The organism is Paraburkholderia sartisoli (assembly GCF_900107685.1).
Lineage (GTDB): Bacteria > Pseudomonadota > Gammaproteobacteria > Burkholderiales > Burkholderiaceae > Paraburkholderia > Paraburkholderia sartisoli.
The window spans coordinates 599034-624333 of sequence record NZ_FNRQ01000002.1 but is presented as its reverse complement, the minus strand read 5'-3'; the positions used below and the strand labels follow the sequence as shown (position 1 = coordinate 624333).

General features: G+C 64.2%; 25 protein-coding genes. 11 read left to right on the top strand and 14 right to left on the bottom strand.

Translation table 11 applies throughout. The features are described 5' to 3' along the window. The first annotated feature begins 16 nt into the window (after positions 1-16). Together BLV45_RS10050 and BLV45_RS10045 are read left to right on the top strand one after the other, a co-directional pair. Positions 17-493 carry a pilus assembly PilX family protein gene (locus BLV45_RS10050; protein WP_090532302.1) on the top strand — a complete coding sequence of 159 codons (477 nt, stop codon included), beginning with the start codon at positions 17-19 and terminating at the stop codon, positions 491-493. Between the two features lie 17 nt (positions 494-510). Then, positions 511-939: a type IV pilin protein gene (locus BLV45_RS10045; protein ID WP_090532873.1), complete on the top strand. Its 429-nt coding sequence runs from the start codon at positions 511-513 to the stop codon at positions 937-939. Positions 940-1036: 97 nt separating this feature from the next. Here BLV45_RS10045 and BLV45_RS10040 read toward each other — a convergent pair whose 3' ends face one another. From BLV45_RS10040 to BLV45_RS10030, 3 genes are all read right to left on the bottom strand, one after another. Further along, on the bottom strand, positions 1037-1531 hold the full coding sequence (locus BLV45_RS10040; RefSeq protein ID WP_090532300.1) for a DUF3318 domain-containing protein: 495 nt from the start codon (positions 1529-1531) through the stop codon (positions 1037-1039). Between the two features lie 75 nt (positions 1532-1606). Further along, positions 1607-1993, bottom strand: coding sequence for a phage holin family protein (locus BLV45_RS10035; protein ID WP_090532297.1), 387 nt, complete (start codon positions 1991-1993; stop codon positions 1607-1609). A 126-nt stretch (positions 1994-2119) separates the two neighbouring features. After that, positions 2120-2422, bottom strand: coding sequence for a DUF883 family protein (locus BLV45_RS10030; protein ID WP_090532295.1), 303 nt, complete (start codon positions 2420-2422; stop codon positions 2120-2122). Between the two features lie 365 nt (positions 2423-2787). Here BLV45_RS10030 and BLV45_RS10025 point away from each other — a divergent pair, with 365 nt between their 5' ends. Continuing rightward, positions 2788-3426, top strand: coding sequence for a peroxiredoxin (locus tag BLV45_RS10025; protein ID WP_090532293.1), 639 nt, complete (start codon positions 2788-2790; stop codon positions 3424-3426). 115 nt (positions 3427-3541) lie between these two features. Here BLV45_RS10025 and BLV45_RS10020 read toward each other — a convergent pair whose 3' ends face one another. Continuing rightward, positions 3542-4732, bottom strand: coding sequence for an acyl-CoA dehydrogenase (locus tag BLV45_RS10020; RefSeq protein ID WP_090532291.1), 1191 nt, complete (start codon positions 4730-4732; stop codon positions 3542-3544). Between the two features lie 84 nt (positions 4733-4816). Between BLV45_RS10020 and BLV45_RS10015 the strand changes: the two genes are divergently transcribed. Further along, positions 4817-5602 (top strand): IclR family transcriptional regulator, encoded by a 786-nt coding sequence (locus BLV45_RS10015; protein ID WP_090532870.1) that lies wholly within the window; start codon positions 4817-4819, stop codon positions 5600-5602. Between the two features lie 67 nt (positions 5603-5669). Here the strand turns inward: BLV45_RS10015 and BLV45_RS10010 are convergent, their stop codons facing one another. Then, positions 5670-6485 (bottom strand): EAL domain-containing protein, encoded by an 816-nt coding sequence (locus BLV45_RS10010; protein WP_090532288.1) that lies wholly within the window; start codon positions 6483-6485, stop codon positions 5670-5672. 237 nt (positions 6486-6722) lie between these two features. On the opposite strand from BLV45_RS10010, the gene hmgA reads away from it, so the two are divergent. Together hmgA and fahA are read left to right on the top strand one after the other, a co-directional pair. Beyond that, the gene (gene hmgA / locus BLV45_RS10005; protein WP_090532287.1) at positions 6723-8045 is read left to right on the top strand and encodes a homogentisate 1,2-dioxygenase; all 1323 of its coding nucleotides are present in this window, start codon (positions 6723-6725) and stop codon (positions 8043-8045) included. After that, positions 8042-9364, top strand: coding sequence for a fumarylacetoacetase (gene fahA, locus BLV45_RS10000; RefSeq protein ID WP_176954115.1), 1323 nt, complete (start codon positions 8042-8044; stop codon positions 9362-9364). Before hmgA ends, fahA begins: the two co-directional genes overlap by 4 nt. Before the next feature lie 81 nt (positions 9365-9445). Here fahA and BLV45_RS09995 read toward each other — a convergent pair whose 3' ends face one another. Then, complete coding sequence (locus tag BLV45_RS09995) at positions 9446-10627, bottom strand: MFS transporter (protein ID WP_090532867.1); 1182 nt, start codon at positions 10625-10627, stop codon at positions 9446-9448. 201 nt (positions 10628-10828) lie between these two features. Further along, positions 10829-11623, bottom strand: coding sequence for a crotonase/enoyl-CoA hydratase family protein (locus tag BLV45_RS09990; RefSeq protein WP_090532283.1), 795 nt, complete (start codon positions 11621-11623; stop codon positions 10829-10831). 193 nt (positions 11624-11816) lie between these two features. Between BLV45_RS09990 and BLV45_RS09985 the strand changes: the two genes are divergently transcribed. Then, on the top strand, positions 11817-12413 hold the full coding sequence (locus BLV45_RS09985) for a plasmid fertility inhibition factor family protein (protein WP_407671001.1): 597 nt from the start codon (positions 11817-11819) through the stop codon (positions 12411-12413). Here the strand turns inward: BLV45_RS09985 and BLV45_RS09980 are convergent. Both BLV45_RS09980 and BLV45_RS09975 read right to left on the bottom strand, forming a co-directional pair. Next, positions 12410-13414 (bottom strand): 2-hydroxyacid dehydrogenase, encoded by a 1005-nt coding sequence (locus BLV45_RS09980; protein WP_090532281.1) that lies wholly within the window; start codon positions 13412-13414, stop codon positions 12410-12412. The two genes, BLV45_RS09985 and BLV45_RS09980, sit on opposite strands and share 4 nt — an antisense overlap. A 39-nt stretch (positions 13415-13453) precedes the next feature. Next, a complete protein-coding gene (locus tag BLV45_RS09975) occupies positions 13454-14458 on the bottom strand; it encodes a LysR family transcriptional regulator (protein ID WP_090532280.1) in 1005 nt (334 codons plus the stop codon). A gap of 671 nt (positions 14459-15129) precedes the next feature. Between BLV45_RS09975 and BLV45_RS09970 the strand changes: the two genes are divergently transcribed. Next, the gene (locus BLV45_RS09970) at positions 15130-16350 is read left to right on the top strand and encodes a pyridoxal-phosphate-dependent aminotransferase family protein (protein WP_090532278.1); all 1221 of its coding nucleotides are present in this window, start codon (positions 15130-15132) and stop codon (positions 16348-16350) included. An 84-nt stretch (positions 16351-16434) separates the two neighbouring features. Here the strand turns inward: BLV45_RS09970 and BLV45_RS09965 are convergent, their stop codons facing one another. Next, positions 16435-17646, bottom strand: coding sequence for an MFS transporter (locus tag BLV45_RS09965; RefSeq protein WP_090532276.1), 1212 nt, complete (start codon positions 17644-17646; stop codon positions 16435-16437). Positions 17647-18032: 386 nt separating this feature from the next. Here BLV45_RS09965 and xdhA point away from each other — a divergent pair, with 386 nt between their 5' ends. Genes xdhA through xdhC form a run of 3 tightly spaced genes read left to right on the top strand, consistent with a single transcriptional unit; the run spans position 18033 to position 22555 of the window. Continuing rightward, entirely contained in the window at positions 18033-19544 is a 1512-nt protein-coding gene (gene xdhA / locus BLV45_RS09960) for a xanthine dehydrogenase small subunit (RefSeq protein ID WP_090532275.1), read from the top strand. Positions 19545-19569: 25 nt separating this feature from the next. Beyond that, positions 19570-21951: a xanthine dehydrogenase molybdopterin binding subunit gene (gene xdhB / locus BLV45_RS09955; protein WP_090532273.1), complete on the top strand. Its 2382-nt coding sequence runs from the start codon at positions 19570-19572 to the stop codon at positions 21949-21951. A gap of 10 nt (positions 21952-21961) precedes the next feature. Further along, positions 21962-22555, top strand: a complete 594-nt coding sequence (xdhC, locus tag BLV45_RS09950) for a xanthine dehydrogenase accessory protein XdhC (protein WP_090532271.1) — start codon at positions 21962-21964, stop codon at positions 22553-22555. Positions 22556-22651: 96 nt separating this feature from the next. Here the strand turns inward: xdhC and BLV45_RS09945 are convergent, their stop codons facing one another. The 4 genes from BLV45_RS09945 to BLV45_RS09930 form a co-directional block, all read right to left on the bottom strand. Beyond that, positions 22652-23038 (bottom strand): helix-turn-helix domain-containing protein, encoded by a 387-nt coding sequence (locus BLV45_RS09945; protein WP_090532269.1) that lies wholly within the window; start codon positions 23036-23038, stop codon positions 22652-22654. Continuing rightward, the gene (locus BLV45_RS09940; RefSeq protein ID WP_090532267.1) at positions 23035-23292 is read right to left on the bottom strand and encodes a type II toxin-antitoxin system RelE family toxin; all 258 of its coding nucleotides are present in this window, start codon (positions 23290-23292) and stop codon (positions 23035-23037) included. The genes BLV45_RS09945 and BLV45_RS09940 overlap by 4 nt, the downstream gene beginning before the upstream one ends. Before the next feature lie 17 nt (positions 23293-23309). Beyond that, positions 23310-24302 (bottom strand): LysR substrate-binding domain-containing protein, encoded by a 993-nt coding sequence (locus tag BLV45_RS09935; protein ID WP_090532265.1) that lies wholly within the window; start codon positions 24300-24302, stop codon positions 23310-23312. A gap of 217 nt (positions 24303-24519) precedes the next feature. Then, on the bottom strand, positions 24520-25167 hold the full coding sequence (locus BLV45_RS09930) for a 2-hydroxychromene-2-carboxylate isomerase (RefSeq protein WP_090532263.1): 648 nt from the start codon (positions 25165-25167) through the stop codon (positions 24520-24522). Positions 25168-25300: the final 133 nt, after the last annotated feature.

The following is a 25300-nucleotide window of genomic DNA, read 5'->3' as shown; positions in this document are numbered from 1 at the left end:
TGGCCTCGGTGGACGCATGCGCGGTGCCGCGTTGCCGGTCGTACTGCTGATTACGTCGATGATGCTGGCGACATCCGCAGCCTGGTTCGAGTCGATGATCACCGCCGCGCGTGGCGCGACGAATCTGCGGGACTACCTGCAGGCATTTCACGCTGCGGATTCGGCGTTGCTCCTGTGCGCGGACAGGGTGAGCCCGGAAGGTGCCGGCGCGGTGCCAGCCGTGACAGGCGAACCCACGGGGTGGATGCGGGAGGCGGCCTTTGTGGCTGGCGCCATCGTACCTGTCGCGCAATGGCCCGGGTCAGGGCGGCCGCCCGAGTGTCTTGCCGAAGGCTGGCGATTGGCGGCTCGTCCGGAAGCGAAGGCGTATCTGCTGACCGCCCGGGGCTTCGGCGCGGCGCCTGACACGCAGGTATGGCTGCAGATGCAGATCGTCATGGATGGCGGCAAGACCGAACGACACTGGCGGCGCGTCGCCGCCCGACCATTCTGAGCGGGATGAAACACGACATGAACTCAAAGGCAGGTGCATTCACGTTGCTTGAACTCGTCATCGCCATGGCGATTGCCGCGGTGCTCGCCGTATTCGCCGTGCCCTCCTGGCACGCACAGGTGGCGCGCAGCCATCGGGTCGATGCCGCGTCCGCGTTGTATCGCGCTGCGCAGTACCTGGAAACATCCACGGAGAAGAACATCGGCGCTTTGCCAGCGGGCCTCGATCAGGCTCCCGCGTTCGGCACGCCGGTTTACCGTCTGCGTGTGCTGGGTGCGGACGATACGAACGGTGGATATTCGGTAGAAGCGCGACCCGTCGAAAACGGGCCTATGCGCGAAGACGCGTGCGGGACGTTCGTCATCGATGCGACCGGTTTGCGGAAAAACCAGAGCGCCGGGGATTCCGCGATGGCAAATACGAACGAATGCTGGAGCACGCGATGAACGTGAATCCGTCTACGGAAACATCGCAGGGATCAGTGGTTTCACGCGCGACGCTGGCAAGGCACACGTTTCCGCAAGCCCGGCGATACGTCGAAATTCACCCGCGCTTGCGTGACGAATCACCGCTGGCCGCATCCGCGTCCGTGCCAGAATCAGCGCTGGTTTTCGCACCGCCGCCGTCCTGTTTGATCTGCTGCCAGATCCGGTACGCTTCCCACGCCGCGAGTGCAAGGCTGCCCCACTTGAGCGCCGGTTTGGCGCCCGCGGCGACCGTCGCCCGCAGCGGTTTCGCAAGCAGCAGCGACGCGAGCGAGCTGAGCAGCGGATATTGCTTGAGCAGGCCGCCGATGCCGGCCGCGCTGCCTTTCGGCGCGCCCCAGCGCATCCCGCGAAAGCCGGGGACAAAGTACTTGAGCCAGCTGAAATGCGTCACGGCCTGGCGCAGTTCCACCGTCGCCTGCGCGAGCTCCATGCGTTCGACGTCCGCACGCACGAGCAGCAGTTCCTTGCGCAGCGCGCGCAGATGCGGCGCTGCCAGTTCCTTCGAAGGGTGCTTGCTGCGGAACGCGCGGTCTGGGTGCAGTTGGCTCATGGGCGGTCGAGGGCGTCTGGAAGAAGTGGGGAAGTGGGGGAAAACAAGGCGCGCGGCACACCGGCCGCGCTTGCCTCACTGCTTGCGGAACGTCTCGCGGTCTTTTTCGAATTCGTTCAGCGTTGCCTCGAAAACGATGGGCGCATTCTGCAAGCCGTTACGGGCTTTCAACCCGCAAAAGAGCGCAGCCAGCGCATACACCAACGTGATGGCAGCCAGCGACTGCCAGCGGTACGTATCCCAGAAGGTGATGGCGACAAGTGCCGTCAGCGCGATGAGTGCCATGGTCGCGAGCATCATTGCCGCGAGGCCGAGAAACAGCACGGCGAGCAGGCGATCCTTTTCCTCGGCCAGTTCAATGCCGATCAGCTCGAGCCGCGTCTGCAGGATCGCAAACACGGAACTGATGATGCGGCGTACCGGACCTTGGTCAGCGCGCTGCGATTGGGTGTCGATCGTCATAACTTTCGCGCGTTGCGCATGGGGAGGCGGAAGGTACGCCAGAAAAGGCGGACCGGCCAGGCATGCGCCGGTCAACCGTGCCGGAAGCGCGCGGGGCGTGAGCCCGGCGGCGACTGCCGTGACTGTTTATTTGCGATTGATCAACAAGCCGACCAGCACACCCACGCCCGCTGCAATGCCAACCGATGCCCATGGATGCTCATGCACGTAGTCGTCGGTGGCGCGCGCCGCCTTCTTGCCCTTCTCGACGACGACAACCTGGACGTCGGCTGCCTTCTCTCTTGCCTGCTTCAGGCGCGTGAGCGCCGTTTCACGGAGCTCCGAAGCGCGCTCGCCGGTTGCGCTCGCGGCCTGCTTCAGCAGGTCCTCTGCGTCCGCGAGGACGGTTTTGATATCCGACATCAATCTCTCCTTGTTAGCTTCCGACATTGACAGCTCCATTCGTGGCACGTTACGCGTGAATCGTAACCAAAGAAACGACGGCTGGCGAGCATGGTGCGCTGCGTACATGAGCAGGATGCAGGAACTGTTCCCGACATGCGAGCTGCCACTTGATAAAAACAGATAACGAAACAGATCACGTGACGCACCGGTGACCCTGCGCGCCATCCGGGTTTCTGGTTGAGTTGATCTGGCCCGTCAAGTTTCGTCCAATTCGGAGAAAATTACAAAAACTCATATAGGCGTGACGCAATGTTCGTTCATTGTGCGCGGCACTTCCCGTATGCTCTAATTTTGCCGAGCGCCACGGTTTTCACCATGAGCGGATCATTCGAACTCACCAAGGAGGCATCATGAGTCTACGTCTAGGCGACGTCGCACCGGATTTCGAGCAGGATTCCAGCGTTGGCCGCATCAAGTTCCACGAATGGCTGGGTGACAGTTGGGGCGTGCTGTTTTCACATCCGGCCGACTTCACGCCGGTCTGCACGACGGAGCTCGGCCTGACCGCGAAGCTCGCCAGCGAGTTCGAAAAGCGCAACGTGAAGACGATCGCGCTGTCGGTCGACAGCGCCGAGTCGCACAAGGAATGGATCAAGGACATCAACGAGACGCAGGCTGCGAACGTCGGTTTCCCCATACTGGCCGACGGCGACCGCAAGGTGTCCGAGCTTTACGACATGATTCACCCGAACGCGAGCGAAACGGCCACGGTCCGCTCGCTCTTCGTGATCGATCCGAAGAAGAAGGTGCGTCTCACGATCACCTATCCGGCGAGCACGGGTCGTAATTTCGACGAAGTGCTGCGCGTGATCGACTCGCTTCAGCTGACCGACAGCCATTCCGTCGCGACGCCGGGCAACTGGAAGCAGGGCGACGATGTGGTGATCGTGCCGTCGTTGAAGGACGAAGAGGTCCTCAAGCAGAAGTTCCCGAAGGGCTACAAGGCGCTGCGTCCTTATCTGCGTATGACGCCGCAGCCGAACAAGTAAGGCAAAGCGCGTCGGCGATACTTAAGACTGACGCTTTCGCCAGCAGGACAAAACCCCGCTTCCGAATCCGGAAAGCGGGGTTTTTCTTAAGCGGCCAGCCCGACGGCGGCAAGAATCAGAAGAACGCCTGGATCCCTGTCTGCGCGCGGCCAAGAATCAGCGCGTGAATATCGTGCGTGCCTTCGTACGTGTTGACCACTTCGAGGTTCACGAGGTGGCGCGCGATGCCGAATTCGTCCGAAATGCCGTTGCCGCCGAGCATGTCGCGTGCGAGACGCGCGACGTCGAGCGCCTTGCCGCACGAGTTGCGCTTCATGATCGACGTGATTTCGACGGCGGCCGTGCCTTCGTCCTTCATCCGGCCGAGGCGCAGCACGCCTTGCAGGCCGAGCGTGATTTCGGTCTGCATGTCGGCGAGTTTTTTCTGGATCAACTGGTTTGCGGCGAGCGGACGGCCGAACTGCTTGCGGTCGAGCACGTACTGCCGCGCCGTATGCCAGCAGGATTCGGCGGCGCCGAGCGCGCCCCACGCAATGCCGTAGCGCGCCGAGTTCAGGCACGTGAACGGACCACGCAGCCCCTTCACGTTCGGCAGCATGTTTTCCTCGGGGACAAACACTTCGTCCAGCACGATTTCACCGGTGATCGACGCGCGCAGGCCGACCTTGCTGTGAATCGTGGGCGCCGACAAGCCCTTCCAGCCTTTCTCGAGAATGAAGCCGCGGATTTCGTCCCTGCCGTCTTCCTCGAGCTTCGCCCACACGACGAACACGTCGGCGATCGGTGAATTCGTGATCCACATTTTCGAGCCGGACAGCGAGAAACCGCCGTCGACCTTCTTCGCCCGCGTGACCATGCTGCCCGGATCGGAGCCGTGATTCGGCTCGGTCAGGCCGAAGCAGCCGATCCACTCGCCGGTGGCGAGCTTCGGCAGGTACTTCGATTTCTGCGCATCGGAGCCGAACTCGAAGATCGGCACCATGACGAGCGACGACTGCACCGACATCATCGACCGGTAGCCCGAATCCACGCGCTCCACCTCGCGCGCGATCAGCCCGTAGCTGACGTAGTTCAGGCCGGGGCCGCCGTATTGCTCGGGAATCGTCGGGCCGAGCAGGCCGAGTTCGCCCATCTCGCGAAAGATCGCGATGTCGGTCTTTTCATGGCGGAACGCTTCGAGCACGCGCGGCGCGAGCTTGTCCTGCGAGTACGCCGCGGCGGCGTCGCGCACCATGCGCTCGTCTTCGTCCAGCTGCTGATCGAGGAGCAGCGGGTCTTCCCAATGAAAATGCGCGGCCTCAGCCATGATGTGTCTCTCCTGATTTCTGCTTGACGCAAGTTCCGCTATGCGGAACAATGTTTTGCAAATGAGACCTGAGTGTATCACCCGATGACACCTGCATCTACCCCCTCCGACCCGCTCGACGATCGCAAATTCGTGGTTGCACTCGCGCGCGGCCTTGAACTGCTGCGCGCGTTCAGGCCGGGCGAGTCGATGCTTGGCAACCGCGATTTCGTCGAGCGCACGGGCCTGCCGAAGGCGACGGTCAACCGGCTCGCCTACACGCTCACGGTGCTGGGCTATCTGCGTCTCGACGAGTCGCACGGCAAGTACGCGCTCGATGCGGGTGTGCTTTCGCTGGGGTTCGCGCTGTTGTCGGGCACCGACACGCTCGAGCTTGCGCGCCCGCACATGCGCACGTTGGCGCGCGAGGTGGGCGCGGCCGTGTCGCTCGGTTGTCGCGATGGGCTCGACATGATCTATCTCGACACGATCCGTAGCGAGACCGCGTTGACGCTGGGGCTTGCGTCGGGTTCGCGGCTGTCGATGCTGACGAGTTCGATGGGCCGCGCGTATCTCGCCGTCCAGCCGCCCGAGGTGCGCGCCGCGCTGCTCGTGGAACTCTCGAAGGCTGCGGGCAAGGAGGGCGCCGCGCTGCTGGCGGACGCGCAGCATGAAATCGGCACCTTCACGCGCGAAGGTTGCTGCTATTCGTTTCGCGACTGGCACGACGACGTGAACGCGGTGGCCGTGCCGTTTCGCGAGCCGCGCGACGGAAGGTGGCTGGTGCTGAGTTGCAGCGGGCCGGCTTCATCGATGGGGGAAGTGGTGTTTCGCGAAACGGTGGCGCCGCGTCTGAAGGCGCTCGCACGGCGGCTCGGCGACACCGCCTGACGCAACGCGATCAACCGCAAGCCGCCAGCCATCAGCCGTCAGGCAACCGCGGCAACCCGCGGCAAAATCAAACCGTCCGGTCGTGCGTCTCGAAAAGCGGTCCCTGCACGAACCGCACGTCATATTGTTGCAGCTGGTCGAACTGGTTCTCGTCGGTGACGTGATCGAAGATGAGCGGGATTTTCAGGCGTCCCGTGTACCCGACCAGCGGCTTCACGGTCGCTTCCCTGAGCGCGGTGCCGGCGTCCATCTTGATGAAGTCGAGCCGCGTGTCCGACACGGACAGCACCTGGCCGGCGTTCTGCAGGTTCCCCGCCACCTTGAAGCCGTAACGCTGGTAACTCTTCGTGAGATAACCGAGGAAGGTCCGGTGCGCGACCGCTGCCGAAGGCAGCTCGATCACCACGCGCGCCGGATTCAGGCCAAACGAAATGAGCACGCTCGAAAAGTGCCTTCCGTGGTCGTACTTCACGCTCTTCAAGAGCCGCTCATGCACGCGCAAAAACAGCAGCCCGTGGCGCTGCGCACCAAAGAAATTGATCGCGTGCAGCGCGCGTGACATGCGGTCGATCGCGACCAGTTCGGGGTCTTCGTCGATTTCGCCGAACGGATCGAACGGCGCGCCATCGATGCGCTGCGTGACCGCCTGAAAACCCAGCTCATCGCCGAAACGATCGACGCTCCCAGGCGCCGTCGAAAGCGACTGCGCAAGCGCATGCACGCTGATGTCGAAGATCGGTTCGTAGCGGCTGCCGATCGCGAGGTTGTCGAGCTGGGCGATCGCATGATCGTGCTGGTCGCCGGTCCCCATCGCCAGGTGTTCGCCGAGGAACGGATGTTCGGTGGCACGGGCGACAAGCTCAGGAATGGTCGGCGGAATCATGGGTTCGCGTGGGTGGCCGTTGACGGCGCATCGGGTAGGGCGGCGCATTGCCGCATGCCTTGATGGTAGCAGCGTGCGTGCTGGGGGCATGAACAAAATGCTTATATCGATATCGCCGCGCCCCCTCCAGCAAGGGTTTACGTTAATTCCTCTATTCGTAATTGGTTTTACTATTCGTAAATTAAGGATCGGGACGCATCAAACGCATCGCGCATCAGGCATCAACGGAGAATCCGCATGAGCAATTCCACGCGACACGAAATCGAGCCGGGCTACCAGTCCGGCTTCGGCAACGAATTCGCCACTGAAGCGTTGCCCGGCGCGCTGCCAACGGGCCGCAACTCGCCGCAGCGCGCGCCCTACGGGCTGTACGCCGAGCAGCTATCGGGCACGGCGTTCACCGCGCCGCGTGGGCATAACCGTCGTTCGTGGCTGTACCGCATCCGGCCGGCGGCCGTGCATCAGCCGTTCACGCCGGTGCCGTCGCACAGCCTCGTCGCGAACTTCGCCGAGGTTCCGCCGACGCCGCCCAACCAGCTGCGCTGGGACCCGCTGCCGATGTCCGTGGAGCCGACCGATTTCATCGACGGCTGGGTGACGATGGCCGGCAACGGCTCGGCCGAAAGCATGAACGGCTGCGCGATCCATGTGTATGCGGCGAACAGCCCGATGAAGGACCGCTACTTCTACACGGCCGATGGCGAACTGCTGATCGTGCCGCAGGAGGGGCGTCTTCACATCGCGACCGAACTCGGGCGCATCGACGTCGAGCCGTTCGAGATCGCGGTGATTCCGCGCGGCGTGCGTTTTGCCGTGACGCTGCCGGACGGCACCGCGCGTGGCTACATCTGCGAGAACTTCGGCGCGCAGCTGCGTCTGCCGGATCTCGGTCCGATCGGCTCGAATGGCCTCGCGAATCCGCGCGACTTTCTGACGCCGCATGCCGCGTACGAAGACCGTGAAGGCGCGTTCGAACTGGTCGCGAAAATGAACGGCCACCTGTGGCGTGCGGACATCGGCCATTCACCGCTCGACGTGGTCGCGTGGCACGGCAACTATGCGCCGTACAAGTACGACCTGCGGCGCTTCAACACGATCGGCTCGATCAGCTTCGATCACCCGGATCCGTCGATTTTTCTCGTGCTGCAGGCGCAAAGCGACACGCCGGGCGTCGACACGATCGATTTCGCGATTTTCCCGCCGCGCTGGCTGGCCGCCGAAGACACGTTCCGGCCGCCCTGGTTTCATCGCAACGTCGCGAGCGAATTCATGGGTCTCGTGCATGGCGTGTACGACGCGAAGGCCGAGGGCTTCGTGCCGGGCGGCGCGAGCCTGCACAACTGCATGTCCGGACACGGTCCGGATGCGGGCACGTTCGAAAAGGCCTCGCACAGCGACACGTCGAAGCCGCACAAGGTCGGCGACACGATGGCCTTCATGTTCGAAACCCGCACGCTCATCAAGCCGACGCGCTTTGCGCTCGAAACCGCGCAGCTTCAGGCGGATTACTTCGAGTGCTGGCAAGGTCTCACGAAACACTTCAATCCGGAGCAACGATGAACGCATCGGGCGATCTTCAGGCGACGCTCGACGCGTCGCGCAAAAGCTGGGTCGAAACGGCGAACGCACCGCAGTGCGATTTCCCGATCCAGAACCTGCCGTTCGGCATTTTCAGCGACGCGCGTAACGCAACGCGCCGGGTTGGCGTCGCGATTGGCGATTGCGTCGTCGATCTTTCCGCGCTCGGGCAGGCCGGGTTGCTGAAACTTTCCGCAGACGGAAAAGCCGCCGGCAACAGCGTGTTCGAACGCGATTCGCTCAACGATTTCATCGCGCTCGGCCAGGACGCGTGGCGCAGCGTGCGTATCCAGTTGAGCGCGCTGCTCGCGCGCGACACGGCGACGCCCGCGCTGCGCGACGACCCGGCGCTGCAGGCGCGCGCGCTGATACCGCTCGCTGGCGCCACGTTGCATCTGCCGGTCGAGATTCCGGGCTACACGGATTTTTATTCGTCGAAGGAACATGCGACGAACGTCGGCTCGATGTTCCGCGACCCGAAGAACGCGCTGCTGCCGAACTGGTCGGAGATGCCGATCGGCTACAACGGACGGGCGTCGTCGGTGGTGGTGAGCGGCACGCCGGTGCGCCGGCCGAACGGACAACTGAAGCTGCCCGACGCGGAGCGCCCGGTGTTCGGCGCGAGTCGCAAGCTGGATATCGAACTGGAGACGGGCTTCATCATTGGACGCGGCAACGCGCTGGGCGAACCGGTTGCGTGCGAGGACGCCGAGTCGCACATTTTCGGCATGGTGCTGCTGAACGACTGGAGCGCGCGCGACATCCAGCAATGGGAATACGTGCCGCTCGGCCCGTTCAACGCAAAGACGTTCGCAACGACGATCTCGCCGTGGATCGTGACGCTCGATGCGCTCGAACCGTTCCGCGTCGCGCAGCCCGCGCAGGAGCCGAAGCCGCTCGACTATCTGTGTCATGCGGGCGAGCACGCGTTCGATATCGCGCTGGAAGTGATGTTGCGTCCGCGAAACGCATCGCAACCGACCACGATTTCGCGCACCAACTTCAGGCACATGTACTGGACGATGGCGCAGCAGCTTGCGCATCACACGGTGTCGGGGTGCAACACGCGCGTCGGTGATCTGATGGGTTCGGGAACGATCAGCGGCCCGACCGGCGATTCATCCGGCAGCTTGCTGGAGCTGACGTGGAACGGTCAGAAACCGCTGGAACTGCATGGTGGCGGCACGCGCGCGTTCATCGAGGATGGCGACGAGCTGACGCTCGCGGGCTGGTGTCAGGGCAACGGCTATCGCGTTGGCTTTGGCCCGTGTGTGGGTGAGATCCTGCCGGCGCACCGCTGAGCAGGAGTGGCGCGCGAAGAGCGGTTCGAGTCGGCCTTCGCGCGAGTCGGGTATCCGGTCAGGATGCCGTGGGCGCCTCAATCACGCCGCGCCAGCCGATCCCGGCATCGCGCCGCGCTGCGCGCGGCGTTCGAGCGAAACGGACCACAGCGTCAGCGCAAGCGCGCCGCTCACCATCGCGACGCCGACCCATGGCAGCGACGTCAGCGGCACACCCGCGCCGATCGCCATGCCGCCGAGCCACGCGCCTGTCGCGTTGCCGAGGTTGAACGCGCCCTGATTGAGCGTCGAGGCGAGATTCGGCGCGGCGCTCGCACGGTCGACGATCAGGATCTGCAGCGGCGGCACGATCGCGAACGCGAGCACGCCCCACACGAAAATCGTGATCATCGCGGGAATGGCCGCGTGCATCGTGCCGGCAAACACCGTCAGCACCACGCCGAGCGCGAGCAGAAACGCGATCAGCGAAGGCATCAGGCGCCAGTCCGCGAGCTTGCCGCCGAGCGTGCTGCCGACAGTCAGCCCGAGCCCGAAGAGCAGCAGCACGAGCGTGACGTTATGCGGCGTGAAGCCGGTGACGTCTTCTAGAATCGGTGTGATGTACGTGAACACGGCGAAGAGGCTCGCCGAAGCCAGCACGCTGATGCCCATCACCATCAGAACCTGCGGATTCTTCAGCACCCTGAATTCGTGGATGAGGCTCGCCTTCTGCATTTCGATTTTCGCGGGCAGGCAGACGGCCAGCGCCGCGGCCGCCAGCACGCCGATGCCGGTGACGGCCCAGAACGTCGCGCGCCAGCCCACCGCCTGGCCGAGCGCCGTGCCGAGCGGCACGCCGAGCACGTTAGCGAGTGTCAAACCGGTGAACATCAGCGCGATGGCCTGCGCGCGGCGGTTCGGCGCCACCAGACCGGCCGCGACCACCGAACCGATGCCGAAGAACGCGCCGTGACAGAACGCGGTCACGATGCGCGCGGCCATCAGGACGCCGTAACCCGGCGCGACCGCGCACAGCAGATTGCCGACGATAAACACGCCGATCAGGCTCATCAGCGCTTTCTTGCGCGGCATGTTGGCCACCGCGATGGCGACGATCGGCGCGCCGACCGTCACGCCGAGCGCGTACGCCGACACGAGCATGCCCGCGGCCGGAATCGACACGGACAGATCGCGCGCGACATCGGGCAGCAAGCCCATGATGACGAACTCGGTGGTACCGATTCCAAAAGCGGCGACGGCAAGGGCAAGCAGAGGTAAAGGCATGATGGGGCGCTTCGGCGCGGCAGACAAGGCGGGCGCGCGGCTTCGGGACGAAAGGCGCAGGCGGCAGCCAGGGGAAATCAGTAGGTGATTGTACCTAAGCTGTTAATCACCCGCTGTAGACCGGACAGCCTGTTGTTTTTGGCGCAAATGGCCTGCCACGCCCCGTGCCGGACGGCATTCCGGCACGCGATATTCCGGCGGCTAGACGGAGTCGCCATGCCGTCCGGCGCCGTTGGCGAAACGCGCCGCGCCGGCGATGCCCTGCTCGAAGACGGCCGCATAGCCGCCCGCGCCTTCGCGGCGCAATGCTTCCGCGAGCGGATCGAGCAGGCTGTTTTCCAGCGTCGAGCGACGGTCGGCGAGGAGGGCGGCCTGCGGAAACGCGGCCAGTTGCGTGGCGAGCGACTCGGCGCTCGCGCGGGCCGTGCCGTCGGGTACGACGCGATTTGCGAGACCGAAGGCGAGCGCTTCGCGGGCATCGATCGCGCGGCCGGTCAGGATCAGGTCCAGCGCGCGCGACAGACCGATCAGGCGCGGCAGCCGGATGGTGCCGCCGTCGATCAGCGGAATGCCGACGCGCCGGCAGAACACGCCGAGCACCGCGCCTTCCTCGACGACGCGCAGATCGCACATCGCGGCCAGCTCCAGGCCGCCCGCGACGGCGTATCCTGAAACGGCCGCGATCACCGGTTTCGTGAACGCCATGCGCGTCGGACCCATCGGACCCGGACCGCTGCCGTCCGCGTGCAGTTCGTTGCGGCGGGCTTCGTCGGCGAGCGCGCCCAGGTCGGCGCCGGCGCAAAACGAGCCGCCCGCGCCGAACAGCACGGCCGCGTGCCACGCGGGATTCGTCTCGAAGCGCTGGAAGGCGGCGCCGAGCGCATCGGCGACCGGGCGGTCGACGGCATTGCGGCGCCCCGGCCGGTCGAGCACCACGGTGGCGATCGCGCCGTCCGCCTCGATGCGGACGTATTCGCCGAAGGTTTCGGTCGTCATGTCGGTTCTCCGCGATGTCGGTATCGATGTCTGGAGAGAAAAAGGAACAACGGTGAAGCGATGCGGTATGACTATGCGCGACGCGGCGGACAGGGTCGCCGCGTGACTGTCACGCCGTTTTCATCAACACGTCGTAGCGTAAGCCACTTTTTTAACGTGCCGGCCGCGAGAGCGCCGGCGTATCGAGCCCGTACTGTCAGTGTCCATCTCATTGCCCGCATCGCTTGTTGTGCCGTCGCCGGTTGAACCATTCTGGATCGTCACGCTGAATAACCATGCGCATTACGGGCATGTGCGCCTGAAGCGCGTCTTCACCGCCGATGGCGCGCGCCATCAGGTCGTGCTGGTCGACGCGCGACGGCTCATCACCTGTGCCGATCGCGACGATACCGATTACGTGCTGCGGCCCGTCGACGAATGGCACCCCGGCAAGGTGCGCGGCATCCGCGAATTTCTCGATCCCGCGAATGCGCGCGTGCCCGAGATGCCGTACGTGACAGTGAGCACGCGCCGCGCACGCGGACTCGCCGGTTTGCTCGGCCTCGAAAAGGAAGGCGTGGTCGCGTTTCGCAACGGCCAGCATCGCGCGCGCTATCTGGCGGCGGCGGGCGCGCGCTGCTTTCCGGTCGAGGTACACGAGCGCGAAGCCGCGTTGCTGCACCAGATGTGCGGCGCCTCCGGGGAAGACCGCGTCGCGCTCGAAGCCGCCACGCTGGAAGCCGCGACGGCCGCGGCCGCCGCACTTGGCGCCCCGGCACCGGTGCGCTCCCGGGCGGATCAGGCGGATTAGGCTGATTGCGCGACCTGCACGACGTTGAGCGGCTTGCCTTCGATCCATGCCTTGACGTTGCCGAGCGTGGTGTCGGCGATTTCGTTCATCGCCTCGCGCGTGAAGAACGCCTGGTGGGCGGTCACGATCACGTTCGGGAACATCAGCAGTCGCGCGAGCACGTCGTCGAGGAGCGGCAGGTTCGAGTGATCCTCGAAGAAGAGACCGCCTTCTTCCTCGTAGACGTCGAGCCCGAGATGTCCAAGCTGGCCGCTTTTCAGCGCGCCGACGAGCGCATTGCTTTCCACGAGGCCGCCCCGGCCGGTGTTGATCAGCATCGCGCCGGACTTCATCTTCGCGAGCGCGCGGTCGTCGATCAGGTGATACGTCGCGGGCAGAAGCGGGCAGTGCAGGCTGACCACGTCCGATTCGCCGAGCAGCGTGTCGAGCGGCACGTACCGCGCGCCCAGCGCGAGCAGGTCGCCGGCGGGCGTGCCGGGATCGTGCGCGAGCACGCGCATGCCGAAACCCGCCATGATGCGGCCGAACACGCGCCCGATCATGCCCGTCCCGATCACGCCGACTGTCTTGCCGTGCAGGTCGAAACCGAGCAGTCCGTGCAGCGAGAAGTCGCCTTCACGCGTGCGCGCGACGGCGCGCGGCAGACGCCGGTTCAGCGCGAGAATCAGCCCGACGGCGTGCTCCGCGACCGCATGCGGCGAATAGGCCGGCACGCGCACGACGGGCATGCCGAGCTTCGCCGCCGCGGCCAGATCGATGTGGTTGAAGCCAGCCGAGCGCAGCGCGATGAGCCTGGTGCCGCCCGCGTGCAGCGCCTGCAGCGTGGCGGCATCGACCGAATCGTTGACGAACGGGCAGACGATCTCGTAGCCCTTCGCCAGAATCGCCGTCTCGGCGTCGAGGTGTGATTCCTGGAAATGCACCTCGAAGTCGAAAGCCGGTTTCGCCTCGGTGAACGTATCGATGTCGTACTGACGGCTGCTGAAGAGGATCATGCGCATGCAATTCTCCCTGTGCGTCGCGTGAGGCGGGTTCATCCACTATATGCCCGGAATTTCGTGCAGATCCGTGAGCATCGAACCGGACGGCGCGGGCAGGGCGTTCGCTTCGGCGCTCATGCCTGCACTCGCGCCATTGCTGGCGGACTCGCCGTGGCCGAAATATTCGAGCGTGTAATCGATGAAGGCACGCGTTTTCGCCGACAGATACTGGCGGCCCGGATAGACGATCGACACCTTCACCTCCGGGTCGTCCACCGTGTAATCCGGCACGACGCGGCGCAGCGTGCCGGCGGCGAAGTCGTCGGCGACCAGTTGCGACGGCAGGATCGCGACGCCCATTCCCGCGAGCGCCGCGAGTCGCACCATCAGCGCGCTGTTGACGGTATAGGCTGGCTGTAGCGTGACCTGTTCCGTGTGCCCCCTGGCATCCGCGAAGTGCCACGTCGGGCTGCGCTGTTCGGCGGGCAGCGAAACGAATGCGTGGTTGACGAGGTCCTCCGGCCGCGCGGGTTCGCCGTGCTCCTCGACATAGGCGGGCGACGCGCACGTCACGAGCGCATTGGTGCCGATCGGGCGCTCGACGAGTTCCTTGTCCGTCACCATGAACGCCGTCACGATGCCGACGTCGTAACCATCTTCGACGAGATCGACATGGCGCTCGGCAAGCGTCAGGCGGATGCGCACCTTAGGATACAGCCTGCGATAGCCGTTCAGGAGCGGCGTGAGCGACAGCAGCGACAGCGCGCCCGACGCGACGATCCGTAGCGTGCCGCCTGGCTCGCGCCCGGCATAGGCGACCGTGTTTTCCAGATGATCGAGGTCTTCGAGCAGGCCGCGGCAGCCTTCCAGATACCGGATGCCCGCCTCGGTCAGGGAGAGATTGCGCGTCGTGCGGTTGATGAGCCGGGTTTGCAGATGCGCTTCGAGCATGGCGATCGAGCGCGTGACGAGGGCATTCGAGACTTCGAGTTGCTGGGCGGCGCGGCGAAAACTCTGTGTTTCGGCGACTCTCGCGAAAACACGCATGGCATGAATCTGGTTCATGGCATCTAGCCTCGTATTGACACGGCAACGCCGTGCGGAGCTGGCCATACAGCGGGCCTGTGGCAGCGGCCGGTTTTTCTGGTTCACCGGTCCGCCGGAAAATTCGGTCGCCAAAAAATCATATTGGCTGTTTCGGGGAATTACAATATTTAGTTAAAACAGCAACAACGTTTCGCTTCATAAAAACATCGATACGTTGCTGTGCCGAAGCAGAAAACGGAATCGATTTTCTTTAATCCACGATGCATTAAAATCCGGCTCAACCGGGCGTCTGGTGGTTTTTCGGGGCATGGGCAATGTCACGAGGAATCGTTATCTGTCGCCTGTTTGATGTGGTTTCCGTCTGCATCCGGTAAGTGCGCCACGCTGCCATCATGGGCCGCGCATGTCATCGAAGTGCGATAAACGCCAAATCGAATGATGTTCGTCAAATTCCTGAACGGGGAAGGCGAACGTTCGAGTGCAGAGTTGTTGCCATTCACCTTTAAGAACGTTTCTTTCGGGATTTTTCAAGGTTTTTTATTAAATAAAACATCGCGAAAGGACAACGCCCGTCGACAACAAAACCGGCGAACCCCCTTGCGCAAAGCCGCATAACGGTGAATGATCGAAAACCCGTCGCAGCACCAAACCGCAAAGCAGCAAGCATCCGCTGAACGCCAGAGAACTGAATGTCGACCCTCATCCCTTGCCCCACTGTCGAGTCCCTCGACGCAATCCTTCCCGAAGAACCTCTCCTGATGATGGGCGCCGGCCCGGTGCCGATTCCGGCCGCCGTCGCCAAGGCGAATACGATCGTCATCAACCATCTCGGCGCCACGATGGTCAAGGTCATCGGCCAGGTCAAGACCATGGCCCGTTATGTCTTCCAGACGGACTCGAAGTGGGTGCTCGGCGTCGCGGGTCCGGGATCGGCGGCCATGGAAATGGCCATCTCCAATCTCGCGTGGAACGGCACCCGCGTGCTCGCCATCAAGAACGGCTTCTTCAGCGAACGGATGGCGGAAATGGGACGCCGTGTCGGCGCCCACGTGTCCACGCTCGATGTCCCCGACGGCGAAGTCGCCAGCCTCGAACAGATCGCGGATGCCATTCGCCGTGAGCGCCCCGAAATCGTCACGGTCGTGCAGGGCGAAACGTCCAACACGGTCTGGAATCATCACCTGAAGGACATCGCCGCGCTCGCGAAAGCCGCTGGCGCACTCGTCATCGTCGATGCGGTCTGTACGCTCAGCACCATGCCGCTCGAAATGGACGCGTGGGGCATCGACGCCGTCATCACCGGTGGTCAGAAAGGCCTTTCGTCGATCCCCGGCGTGTCGCTGATCGCGTTCTCGGATGCAGCATGGGCCCGCGTCAAAGCGCGGACGCAATCGAACGCGCACTGGTGTCTCGATGCGTCGCTCGCGGAAAACTTCTGGCATAACGCGGGGTATCACTACACGGCCCCGGTCTCGGGCGTGCTCGCGCTGCACGAGGCGCTCCGGCTCGTCTGCGCGGAAACGCTCGAAAAGCGCTTCGCCCGTCACCTGAAATGCTCGGTCGCGCTGCAGGAAGGTGTCGCGTCCATGGGCCTCAAGCTCTATGCGCCGCCGGCATGCCGCCTGAATTCGGTGGTGGGCATCGAGGTGCCGAAAGGCCTGAGTCCCGGCGATATCTGCGGTCACATCTCGCGCCAGCATCAGGTCGAAATCTCGGGCTCGTTCGGCCTGCCGATCGTGCGTATCGGACAGATGGGCGAGCAGTGCCGCGAACATAATCTGTTCCGCACGCTGCACGCGCTGGGTCGCACGATGGTCGATCTCGGTGTCGCAATCGATCTGCCAGCCGGCGTCGCCGCGCTGGAAAAGTCGCTGTCGAACGGATCGCGCAGCGCCGCCCGCGCCGCGTAAATGCAAAAAAGCCCGTGCTGAAATAATCAGCACGGGCTTTTTTGTCAGGCGCTCGACTGCAACGCCTGAAGATTCACGGCGGATTCACAGCGCGGCCGGCGCCCTCGATACACGCGTGTGTCGCAGATACAGCATCATCGAAAGCACGACCGCCGCGGCCGAGGCAATCGCGGCAAACAGAAACACCGATGCATACCCGAACTCCCCCGCGATATAGCCCGCGAGCGGCCCGGTAATCCCCAGCGACAGATCCAGAAACACCGAATACGCGGAAAGCGCCGCGCCGCGGCTCGCCGGCGGCACGAGTGCGACCGCCTCGACGCCCAGCGCGGGAAACACAAGCGCGAAGCCGAAGCCGGTGAGCGCGGCCCCCGCCAGCGCGAAATGCGGCTCGGGCGCGAGCCACAGCATCAGCAGCCCGACGCACTCGAACGCGAACGATGCAATCGCCACGCGAAAACCGCCATACGTGCGGATCGTGTTCGCAAACAGCAGACGCGAGCCGACGAACAGCGTGCCGAACACGGTCAGCGAAAGCGCGGCGTTCGGCCAGTGGCGCGCCGCGTAAAAGAGCGTGATGAAGGTGGCGATCGAACCAAAACCGGCCGACCCGAGTGCGAGCCCAATGCCGTGCGGCAGCACGCGCGTGAACACGCTGCGGTACGACATGCGTTCGCCATGCACGACGGGCACCGGCGCGATCGGCCGGGCCAGATAGAAGCCAAGTGCTGCCAGCGCGATCACGACAAAACCGAGCGCCTCGAATCCGACCGTATGCACGATCGCCACGCCGAGCGGCGCGCCGATCGCGAGCGCGCCGTACGTCGCAATGCCGTTCCACGAAATCACACGCGCGTTGTGCGCGATGCCGATACGCCCGATGCCCCACAGAATCGCGCCCGTGCCGCACAGGCTTTCGCCGAAACCCAGCACGAGGCGGCTGATCACGAGCAAACCGAGGCTGAGCGCCGGCCAGTGGACGCACAGCACGGCCGCGAGCAGCAGCACGCCGCTCGCGCCGCAGCCGATCAGGCCGATGGTGACGGTTTTCTTCGGCCCAAGCGTATCGGCCGAGCGGCCAGCGATGGGGCGCGAGGCGAGCGTCGCGAAATACTGCACGCTGATTGCCAGACCCGCGAGGATCGCGCTGTAACCGAGGTTGTCGTGGACGTAACCCGGCAGCACGGCAAGCGGGATGCCGATCGTCAGATAGCAAAGAAACGTAAAAAAGACGACCGGAATGATCTGGAGCGTGGTCGCAAATTCGCTGCGGGATGAGGCAGAGTCGACGGACATGGGGAAAACGAGACTTGAAAACGGCAGAAGGTCGTGATTTTCCCATGGAATGGGACGTTCTGCAGAATTTGCTTAATATTTTCCGTCGCCGGAAAACGGTGCCAAATGGAAAAAGGCCAGATCAGGTAACCGGTTTTATCGAAATTCCAGGCTACGCGTCTTCATGCTCTTCAATTGTGTATGACATAAAACCATATAAAACGTAGAAACATGCCATAACGGACAGTTCAATATAAGCCCATGAGGTAAATCCCTGAGCGATTTATCATCGCAACGATATGCCCCGCATGCGATCGCCGCTATGGGTTGTGAATATTGATGGTGTTAGTTTTCGAGACATCAACTGCATGACCGTCCCCACGGACGCAGAGAAACAGGGAAGAGACATGAGCCAGCCGATCCGCTTTTATCACCGCAACGCGATTCGCGAAGTCAGCGACGCGCCCGTCACCCGCACCGTCCTGCAATACCTGCGCGAAGACGCGCACTGCACGGGCACGAAGGAAGGCTGCGCCGAAGGCGACTGCGGTGCGTGTACGGTCGTGATCGGCGAGCGTGACGAAGCGGGCGGCATCAACTTCAAGTCGGTCAACGCATGCATCCAGTTCCTGCCGACGCTCGACGGCCGGGCGCTCTTCACCGTCGAGGATCTGCGCCAGCCGGACGGCTCGCTGCATCCGGTGCAGCAGGCGATGGTCGACTGTCACGGCTCGCAGTGCGGGTTCTGCACGCCGGGCTTCGTGATGTCGATGTGGTCGCTGTACGAAAAGCACGGTCACGAGCATGCCTGCGCGAACAAAACCGTGCCGTCGCGCACGGATATCAGCAACGCGCTGACGGGCAACCTGTGCCGCTGCACGGGCTATCGTCCGATCGTCGACGCGGCCGTGCGCATGTTCGATGCGCCGCCGCCGAAAGCGCCGCTCGATATCGCGACGCTCGCGCGCACGCTGGCCACGCTCCAGCGCACCGACACCTTCCACTATGAGTACGCCGGCCAGCAGTTCGACGCGCCGCGCACTATCGAGGCGCTCGCGCGGATCAAGGCCGCGCAACCGGCGACGCGCATTCTCGCGGGCAGCACCGATATCGGCCTGTGGGTCACGAAGCAGATGCGCGACCTGGGCGATATCGTCTACGTCGGGCAGATCGAGGCGCTCCAGCACATCGAAACCTCCGCCGACTGGATTGGAATCGGCGCGGGCGTGACGGTCGAGCGCGCGTATGCCGAACTCGCGAAGCACTATCCGGAGCTGACGGAAATGTGGAAGCGCTTCGCGTCGCTGCCGATCCGCAACGCGGGCACGCTCGGCGGCAACATCGCGAACGGCTCGCCGATCGGCGATTCGATGCCGGGCCTGATCGCGCTCGGCGCGCGCGTCGTGCTGCGCGGCAATGAAGTCGAGCGCGAACTGCCGCTCGAAGACCTGTACCTCGCGTATCAGAAGAAGGACATGGCGGAGCACGAGTTCGTCGTTGGCCTGAAGGTGCCGACGCGCACCGGCCGCCGCGCGAACCTGCAGTTCCGCACATACAAGATTTCCAAGCGCTTCGACTCCGATATTTCCGCCGTGTGCGCGGCGTTCTCGTTCATCGCCGATGGCGAGACGGTGCGCGAGCCGCGCATTGCGTTCGGCGGCATGGCCGCGACGCCGAAGCGCGCGACGCACGCCGAAGCCGTGCTGAACGACGCCGTCTGGCACGAAGCGACCGCGCAGGCCGCGATGCTCGCGCTTGGCAACGACTACGCGCCGCTCTCGGACATGCGGGCCACCGACGCATACCGTCTCGAAACGGCGAAGAACACGCTGTACCGCTTCTGGCTGGAGACGCGTCCGCACGATCCGCTGCCGAAGGAAGCGCTCGACGTCCGCGCGGTCGAAGCCGCGGGCGCGTAACGAACAGGATACGGAGAACATTCAAATGAACCAGCAGGCTGAACCGTTCCTGAAGGACGCCCAGGCGCGCGAGGATCTCGCCGATTTCACGCAGGTCCATGTGTCGCGCCCGCACGAATCCGCGCATCTGCACGTGAGCGGCCGCGCCACCTACACCGACGACATTCCGGTCGTCGCCGGCACGCTGCACGCGGCGCTCGGCCTGTCGGCGAAGGCGCATGCGAAGATCGTGTCGATGTCGTTCGACGCCGTGCGCGCGACGCCCGGCGTCGTCGCGGTGTTCACCGCCGACGACATTCCCGGCACGAACGACTGCGGCCCGATCATCCACGACGATCCGGTGCTCGCGGATGGCGTCGTGCAGTACGTCGGCCAGCCGATGTTCATCGTCGTCGCCACGTCGCACGAAACGGCGCGGCTCGCGGCGCGTCGCGCGCAGGTCGTCTACGAGGAGCTGCCCGCGGTGCTGACGGCGCAGCAGGCGCGCGCCGCGCAGTCGTACGTGCTGCCGCCGATGAAGCTCGCGCGCGGCGACGCCGGCGGCAAGATCGCGCGCGCGTCGCATCGCGAGGCGGGCGAGATGACGCTCGGCGGCCAGGAACAGTTCTATCTGGAAGGCCAGATCTCGTACGCGGTGCCGAAGGACGACGACGGCATGCACGTCTGGTGCTCGACGCAGCATCCGAGCGAAATGCAGCATCTGGTCGCGCATGTGCTCGGCGTGCATTCGCACAACGTGCTGATCGAATGCCGGCGGATGGGTGGCGGCTTCGGCGGGAAGGAATCGCAGTCGGGCCTGTTCGCGTGCTGCGCGGCGCTCGCCGCGTGGAAGCTGCTGTGCCCGGTGAAACTGCGCCCGGACCGCGACGACGACATGATGGTCACCGGCAAGCGCCACGACTTTCACTACACGTACGAGGTGGGCTACGACGACGCGGGCGTGATCGATGGCGTCTCGGTCGACATGACTTCGCGCTGCGGTTTCTCCGCCGACCTGTCCGGTCCGGTGATGACGCGCGCCGTCTGCCACTTCGACAACGCGTACTGGCTGCCGGACGTTTCGATCGCCGGGCAGTGCGGCAAGACGAACACGCAGTCGAACACGGCGTTCCGCGGTTTTGGCGGCCCGCAAGGCGCGTTCGCGATCGAGTACATCATGGACAACGTCGCGCGCTCGACGGGCCTCGATTCGCTCGACGTGCGCCGCCGCAACCTGTACGGCAAGACCGAACGCAACCTGACGCCGTACGGCCAGACCGTCGAAGACAACGTCATCCACGAACTCATCGACGAACTCGAGGCGACGAGCGACTATCGCGCGCGCCGCGAATCGATCCGCGCATTCAACGCGAACAACACGATCCTGAAGAAGGGGCTTGCGCTCACGCCGGTGAAATTCGGCATCGCGTTCAACGTGACGCACTTCAACCAGGCCGGCGCGCTCGTCCACATCTATACCGACGGTTCGGTGCTCGTGAACCACGGCGGCACGGAGATGGGTCAGGGCCTCAACACGAAGGTCGCGCAGGTCGTCGCGCACGAACTCGGCATTCCGTTCGAACGCGTGCGCGTGACCGCGACCGACACGAGCAAGGTGGCGAACACATCGGCGACGGCGGCTTCCACCGGTTCCGACCTGAACGGCAAGGCCGCGCAGGACGCCGCGCGCCAGCTGCGCGAGCGCCTCGCCACGTTCGCCGCGCAGAAGTTCGGCGCGGGCGAAGTGAGCGCCGCGAACGTGCGGTTCGCGAACGACAGCGTACTCGTCGGCGGGACGGTCGTGCCGTTCGAGGAAGTGATCTCGAAGGCGTATGTGGCCCGCGTGCAGTTGTGGTCCGACGGTTTTTACGCGACGCCGAAGCTCTACTGGGATCAGGCGACGCTGCAGGGCCGGCCGTTCTACTACTACTCGTACGGCGCGGCGGTGTCGGAAGTCGTGATCGACACGTTGACGGGCGAAATGCGCGTGCTGCGCGCCGACGCGCTGCACGACGTGGGCGCGTCGCTCAATCCAGCGCTCGACGTCGGGCAGGTCGAAGGTGGTTTTATCCAGGGCATGGGCTGGCTCACCACCGAGGAGTTGTGGTGGAACGCAGGCGGCAAGCTGATGACGCATGCGCCTTCCACGTACAAGATCCCGACCGTGAACGACACGCCGCCGGATTTCCGCGTCAACCTGTTCAAAAACCGCAACGCGGAGGACAGCATCCATCGCTCGAAGGCGGTCGGCGAGCCGCCGCTGCTGCTGCCGTTCTCGGTGTTCTTCGCGATCCGCGACGCGGTGGCGAGCGTCGGCGACTACAAGGTCAATCCGCCGCTCAACGCGCCCGCGACGAGCGAGGAGATTCTCAAGGCCATCAACGCAGTGCGCGCTGTCCGTGCGGTGAGCACGGACCGGCGCGGCTAGAACGGGAGTCATGCACATGCTCGCGACGAATCCCGGGGTTCCGCTTCAGTCTGGCCGGCGCCGTGCCGCTGCGGCATCGAGGCCAGCGCTGCCGCCGATGCACATCGTGCTGTTCGGCGCGGGCCACGTCGGTCATGCGCTGGTTTCGCTGCTGGGCAACCTGCCGTGCGTCGTGCAGTGGGTCGACGAGCGCGACGAGCTTTTCCCCGACGAAGTGCCGGCCAACGTGCAGGTCGAAGCGACCGACACGCCCGAGGCGATCGTCGATCACGCGCCTGCCGGCGCGTACTTCCTCGTGATGACGCACAACCACGCGCTGGATTTTTCGCTGGCGGCGCGCATCATGCGAAGGCGCGATTTCGCGTACTTCGGGATGATCGGATCGAAGACGAAGCGCGTGAAGTTCGAGCGCCGCCTGATCGAGCGTGGCGTCGGCCTGGAACGGCTCAGCGAGATGACCTGCCCGATCGGCGTGCCGGGCATCGTCGACAAGGCGCCGCCCTCGATTGCGATCGCGGTGGCGGCGGAGCTGTTCAAGGTGCGTACGCAGGAAGCGGCCGTCGCCTTTTGCGTTTCTGAAGCGTCTGAACCGGTGCGGGCCTGAGTCCTCTGCTGCGCGCCGTCACTGACCGGCGACGTGAACGGGGCGACCCGCTCCCCGGATATGTCGATCGTGATCCCGGTGAAGACGCATTCAAAACTACGACTTCGCTTCATCCCCGTCGATCAGCGCGTCAACCGGTACGTCAAGGGCCGTCGCCAGTCGTTCAAAGACATCGCTACCGCCCTTGCGTTTCCCGTTTTCGATCTGGCTCACATAGGGTTTGCTCACACCCGCCGCTTCCGCCAGCGCGTCAATGGTCAGACGGCGATACATGCGCCACGCCTTCACGGGATGATCTCCAGCAAGCTCCGCATCAAGCACGGCAGCAGGAATGCGAAAGTCATCAGCGTCTTGCACGGCTTCGTCAAACGCGGCAATGTCCTCCGCGTCTTCCACCAGTTTGCTGACGCGATTCCAGATATCGATAGGGACAACGGCGAACGCAGCGTGTCCGTTCTGTTCGATGAATTGAATGTGTTTCATTGATAAGCGCTCCCGCGCGGTTTGATGGCTAATACCAGGACGATTAAACGATCGTCTTCCAGCTGGTACAGAACTCGCCAGTCGCCCACTCTCAACCGGTAACCCTCGCGTCCCTGCAATTTCTTCGCATTGGCGTTCGGCGCATAAGGATCGACTGACAGCGCATCGATCTTCGTGCGTAGGGTTGCGGCGATGTTGCGCGGCATGGTTCTTAACGCCTGTGCTGCCTGCCGCGTGAATTCGATCTGATACATGCAAACAATGTTAGCTTTTATTTGGCTATATTGCAATTATTGTTAGCATTGTGCTGCCGTATCACCTTCTTCCCCCGTCCCGCGCCACGCGCGACCAGCGCATCCGACACCTGTGCCATCAAGCCGCGCAGCCAGCCGATGTCGCTCGGCCGGTCCGGCTGCGGATGCCACATCTGATAGCACTTGATCCTCGGAAACGGAATCGGCGCCTCGACGACCGCGAGCGGCAGCATGTGCGCGTAGTGCATCGCGAAGCGGCGCGTCGTCGTGAAAATCAGGTCCGATTGCAGCAGCACCTGCGGCACGAGGCCGAAGTAGGGCAGCGTCGCCACGATGCGCCGGTGCGCGCCCGCCTTCGCGAGACCGACGTCGATCGCGCCGGCGTTGCCGCCGGTGTACGGCGTCGGCGCGAGATGCGCGGCTTCCAGATAGGCGTCGCGCGTAAGCGGCGCGTTCGCGAGCGGATGATCCGCGCGCATCATGCACACGACGGTGTCGGAAAAGAGGTCGCTTTTCTCGAAGCGCGCATCCGGCTTCGCCCAGTTGCCGATCACGAGATCGAGTTCGCCCGCGTCGAGCGCGGCGGTGTGATCGAGCGTCGGATACAGCGAGTCGATTTCCAGACGCGCATGCGGCGCCGCCTCGCGGAACTGCGCGATGACGGTCGGCATGAAGAAATCGTTCAGGTAATCGGGCGCCGCGACGCGAAACGTGCGGCGTGAGCGCGCGGGATCGAAGTCGCCGTGCGGCGTCGCGACAAAGTCGACCTCGCGCAGCACACACTGCGCCGAAGCCAGCAGCGACTCGCCGTATTCGGTCGGCACCATGCCGGACTTGCCGCGCACGAGGATCGGGTCGTTCAGCGTTTCGCGCAGCTTGCGCAGCGCGGTGCTGATCGCCGGCTGGGTCTGGTTCAGGCGCAGCGCGGTCTGCGTGACGCTGCGCTCGACGAGCAGCGTACGCAGCACGCGAACGAGCCAGATATCGAGGGAAGCAGTGGTTTCGTCCATGCGCGGGCAGACGTATCAGGCCGTATCAGGCCGTGTCGGTACGACAGGTCCGACACGGCGGTTGCAGGGATTCGCCGGGCAACCCGCTGCGGCAGGACCGCGCCGGCTACCTTGCGTAGTCCATAACCTTAGTCCTTTGCGGCGCGCCGGCCATAGCGCGCGCGGTATGGCCGGCATCACGACACCCGGCGGCACCCGGCGGCGCGCGGTTCCCGTCTCAGATGATCTGCTTTAACCCCGACGGGAGCGAGCTGATCCGTTTCACTTCCTTCGAATCCAGCCAGTTCGGCGTGCGCGCGCAGTACAGCAGCATCGGCAGCGCGTCTTCGCCCCAGAACAGCTGCTTGTTCATCCAGAAGGTGGGAACGCCGAACACGCCGAGCTTCGTCGCTTCGGCCGTATTGCGGCGCAACTGTTCCTGCGTGGCCTCGCGCTCGATCATCGCCGGGCCGTCCGGCAGCCCGATGCGCTCGCACAGCGCGGCGAAGCCCTCCTCGGTGGACGGGTCGCGACCCTCGCGCCAGATGAAGCGGAACATTTCCCGTACGCAGACAAAATCGGCCTCCGCGGCCGTCGCGAGAAGCAGCGCCTTCGTCGGGTCGAACGGATGCGCGGGCGGCATCCGGAACGTAATGCCCAGCTGCTCGGCCCTGAAAAGCGCATGCCGGTAGATGAACGTGCGCTTTTCCGGCACGATCGCGGGCGAGTGCTGTCCCCAGTGCCGGTACAGGTCGAGCAGCGAAACAGGTGTCAGCACGAACGGCAGGTCCGGCCATTTATCGTGCTGTTCGAGCAGGAGATAGGTGAACGGCGAGACAAAGTCGTAAAACCACAGCGGCTGCGTGGCGTCGATGGCATGAGTCATGGATGTCTCCCGGATTCAGGCGCCGATCCCGCGCGCCCGGCGATTTTGTCTTGATCTTACGCAAAGGCGGCCGCGGCTGCAGCCTGCATGCGTCGATGGTTGTTCAGCGGTCACTGAAAGTGCGGTTCCCGGG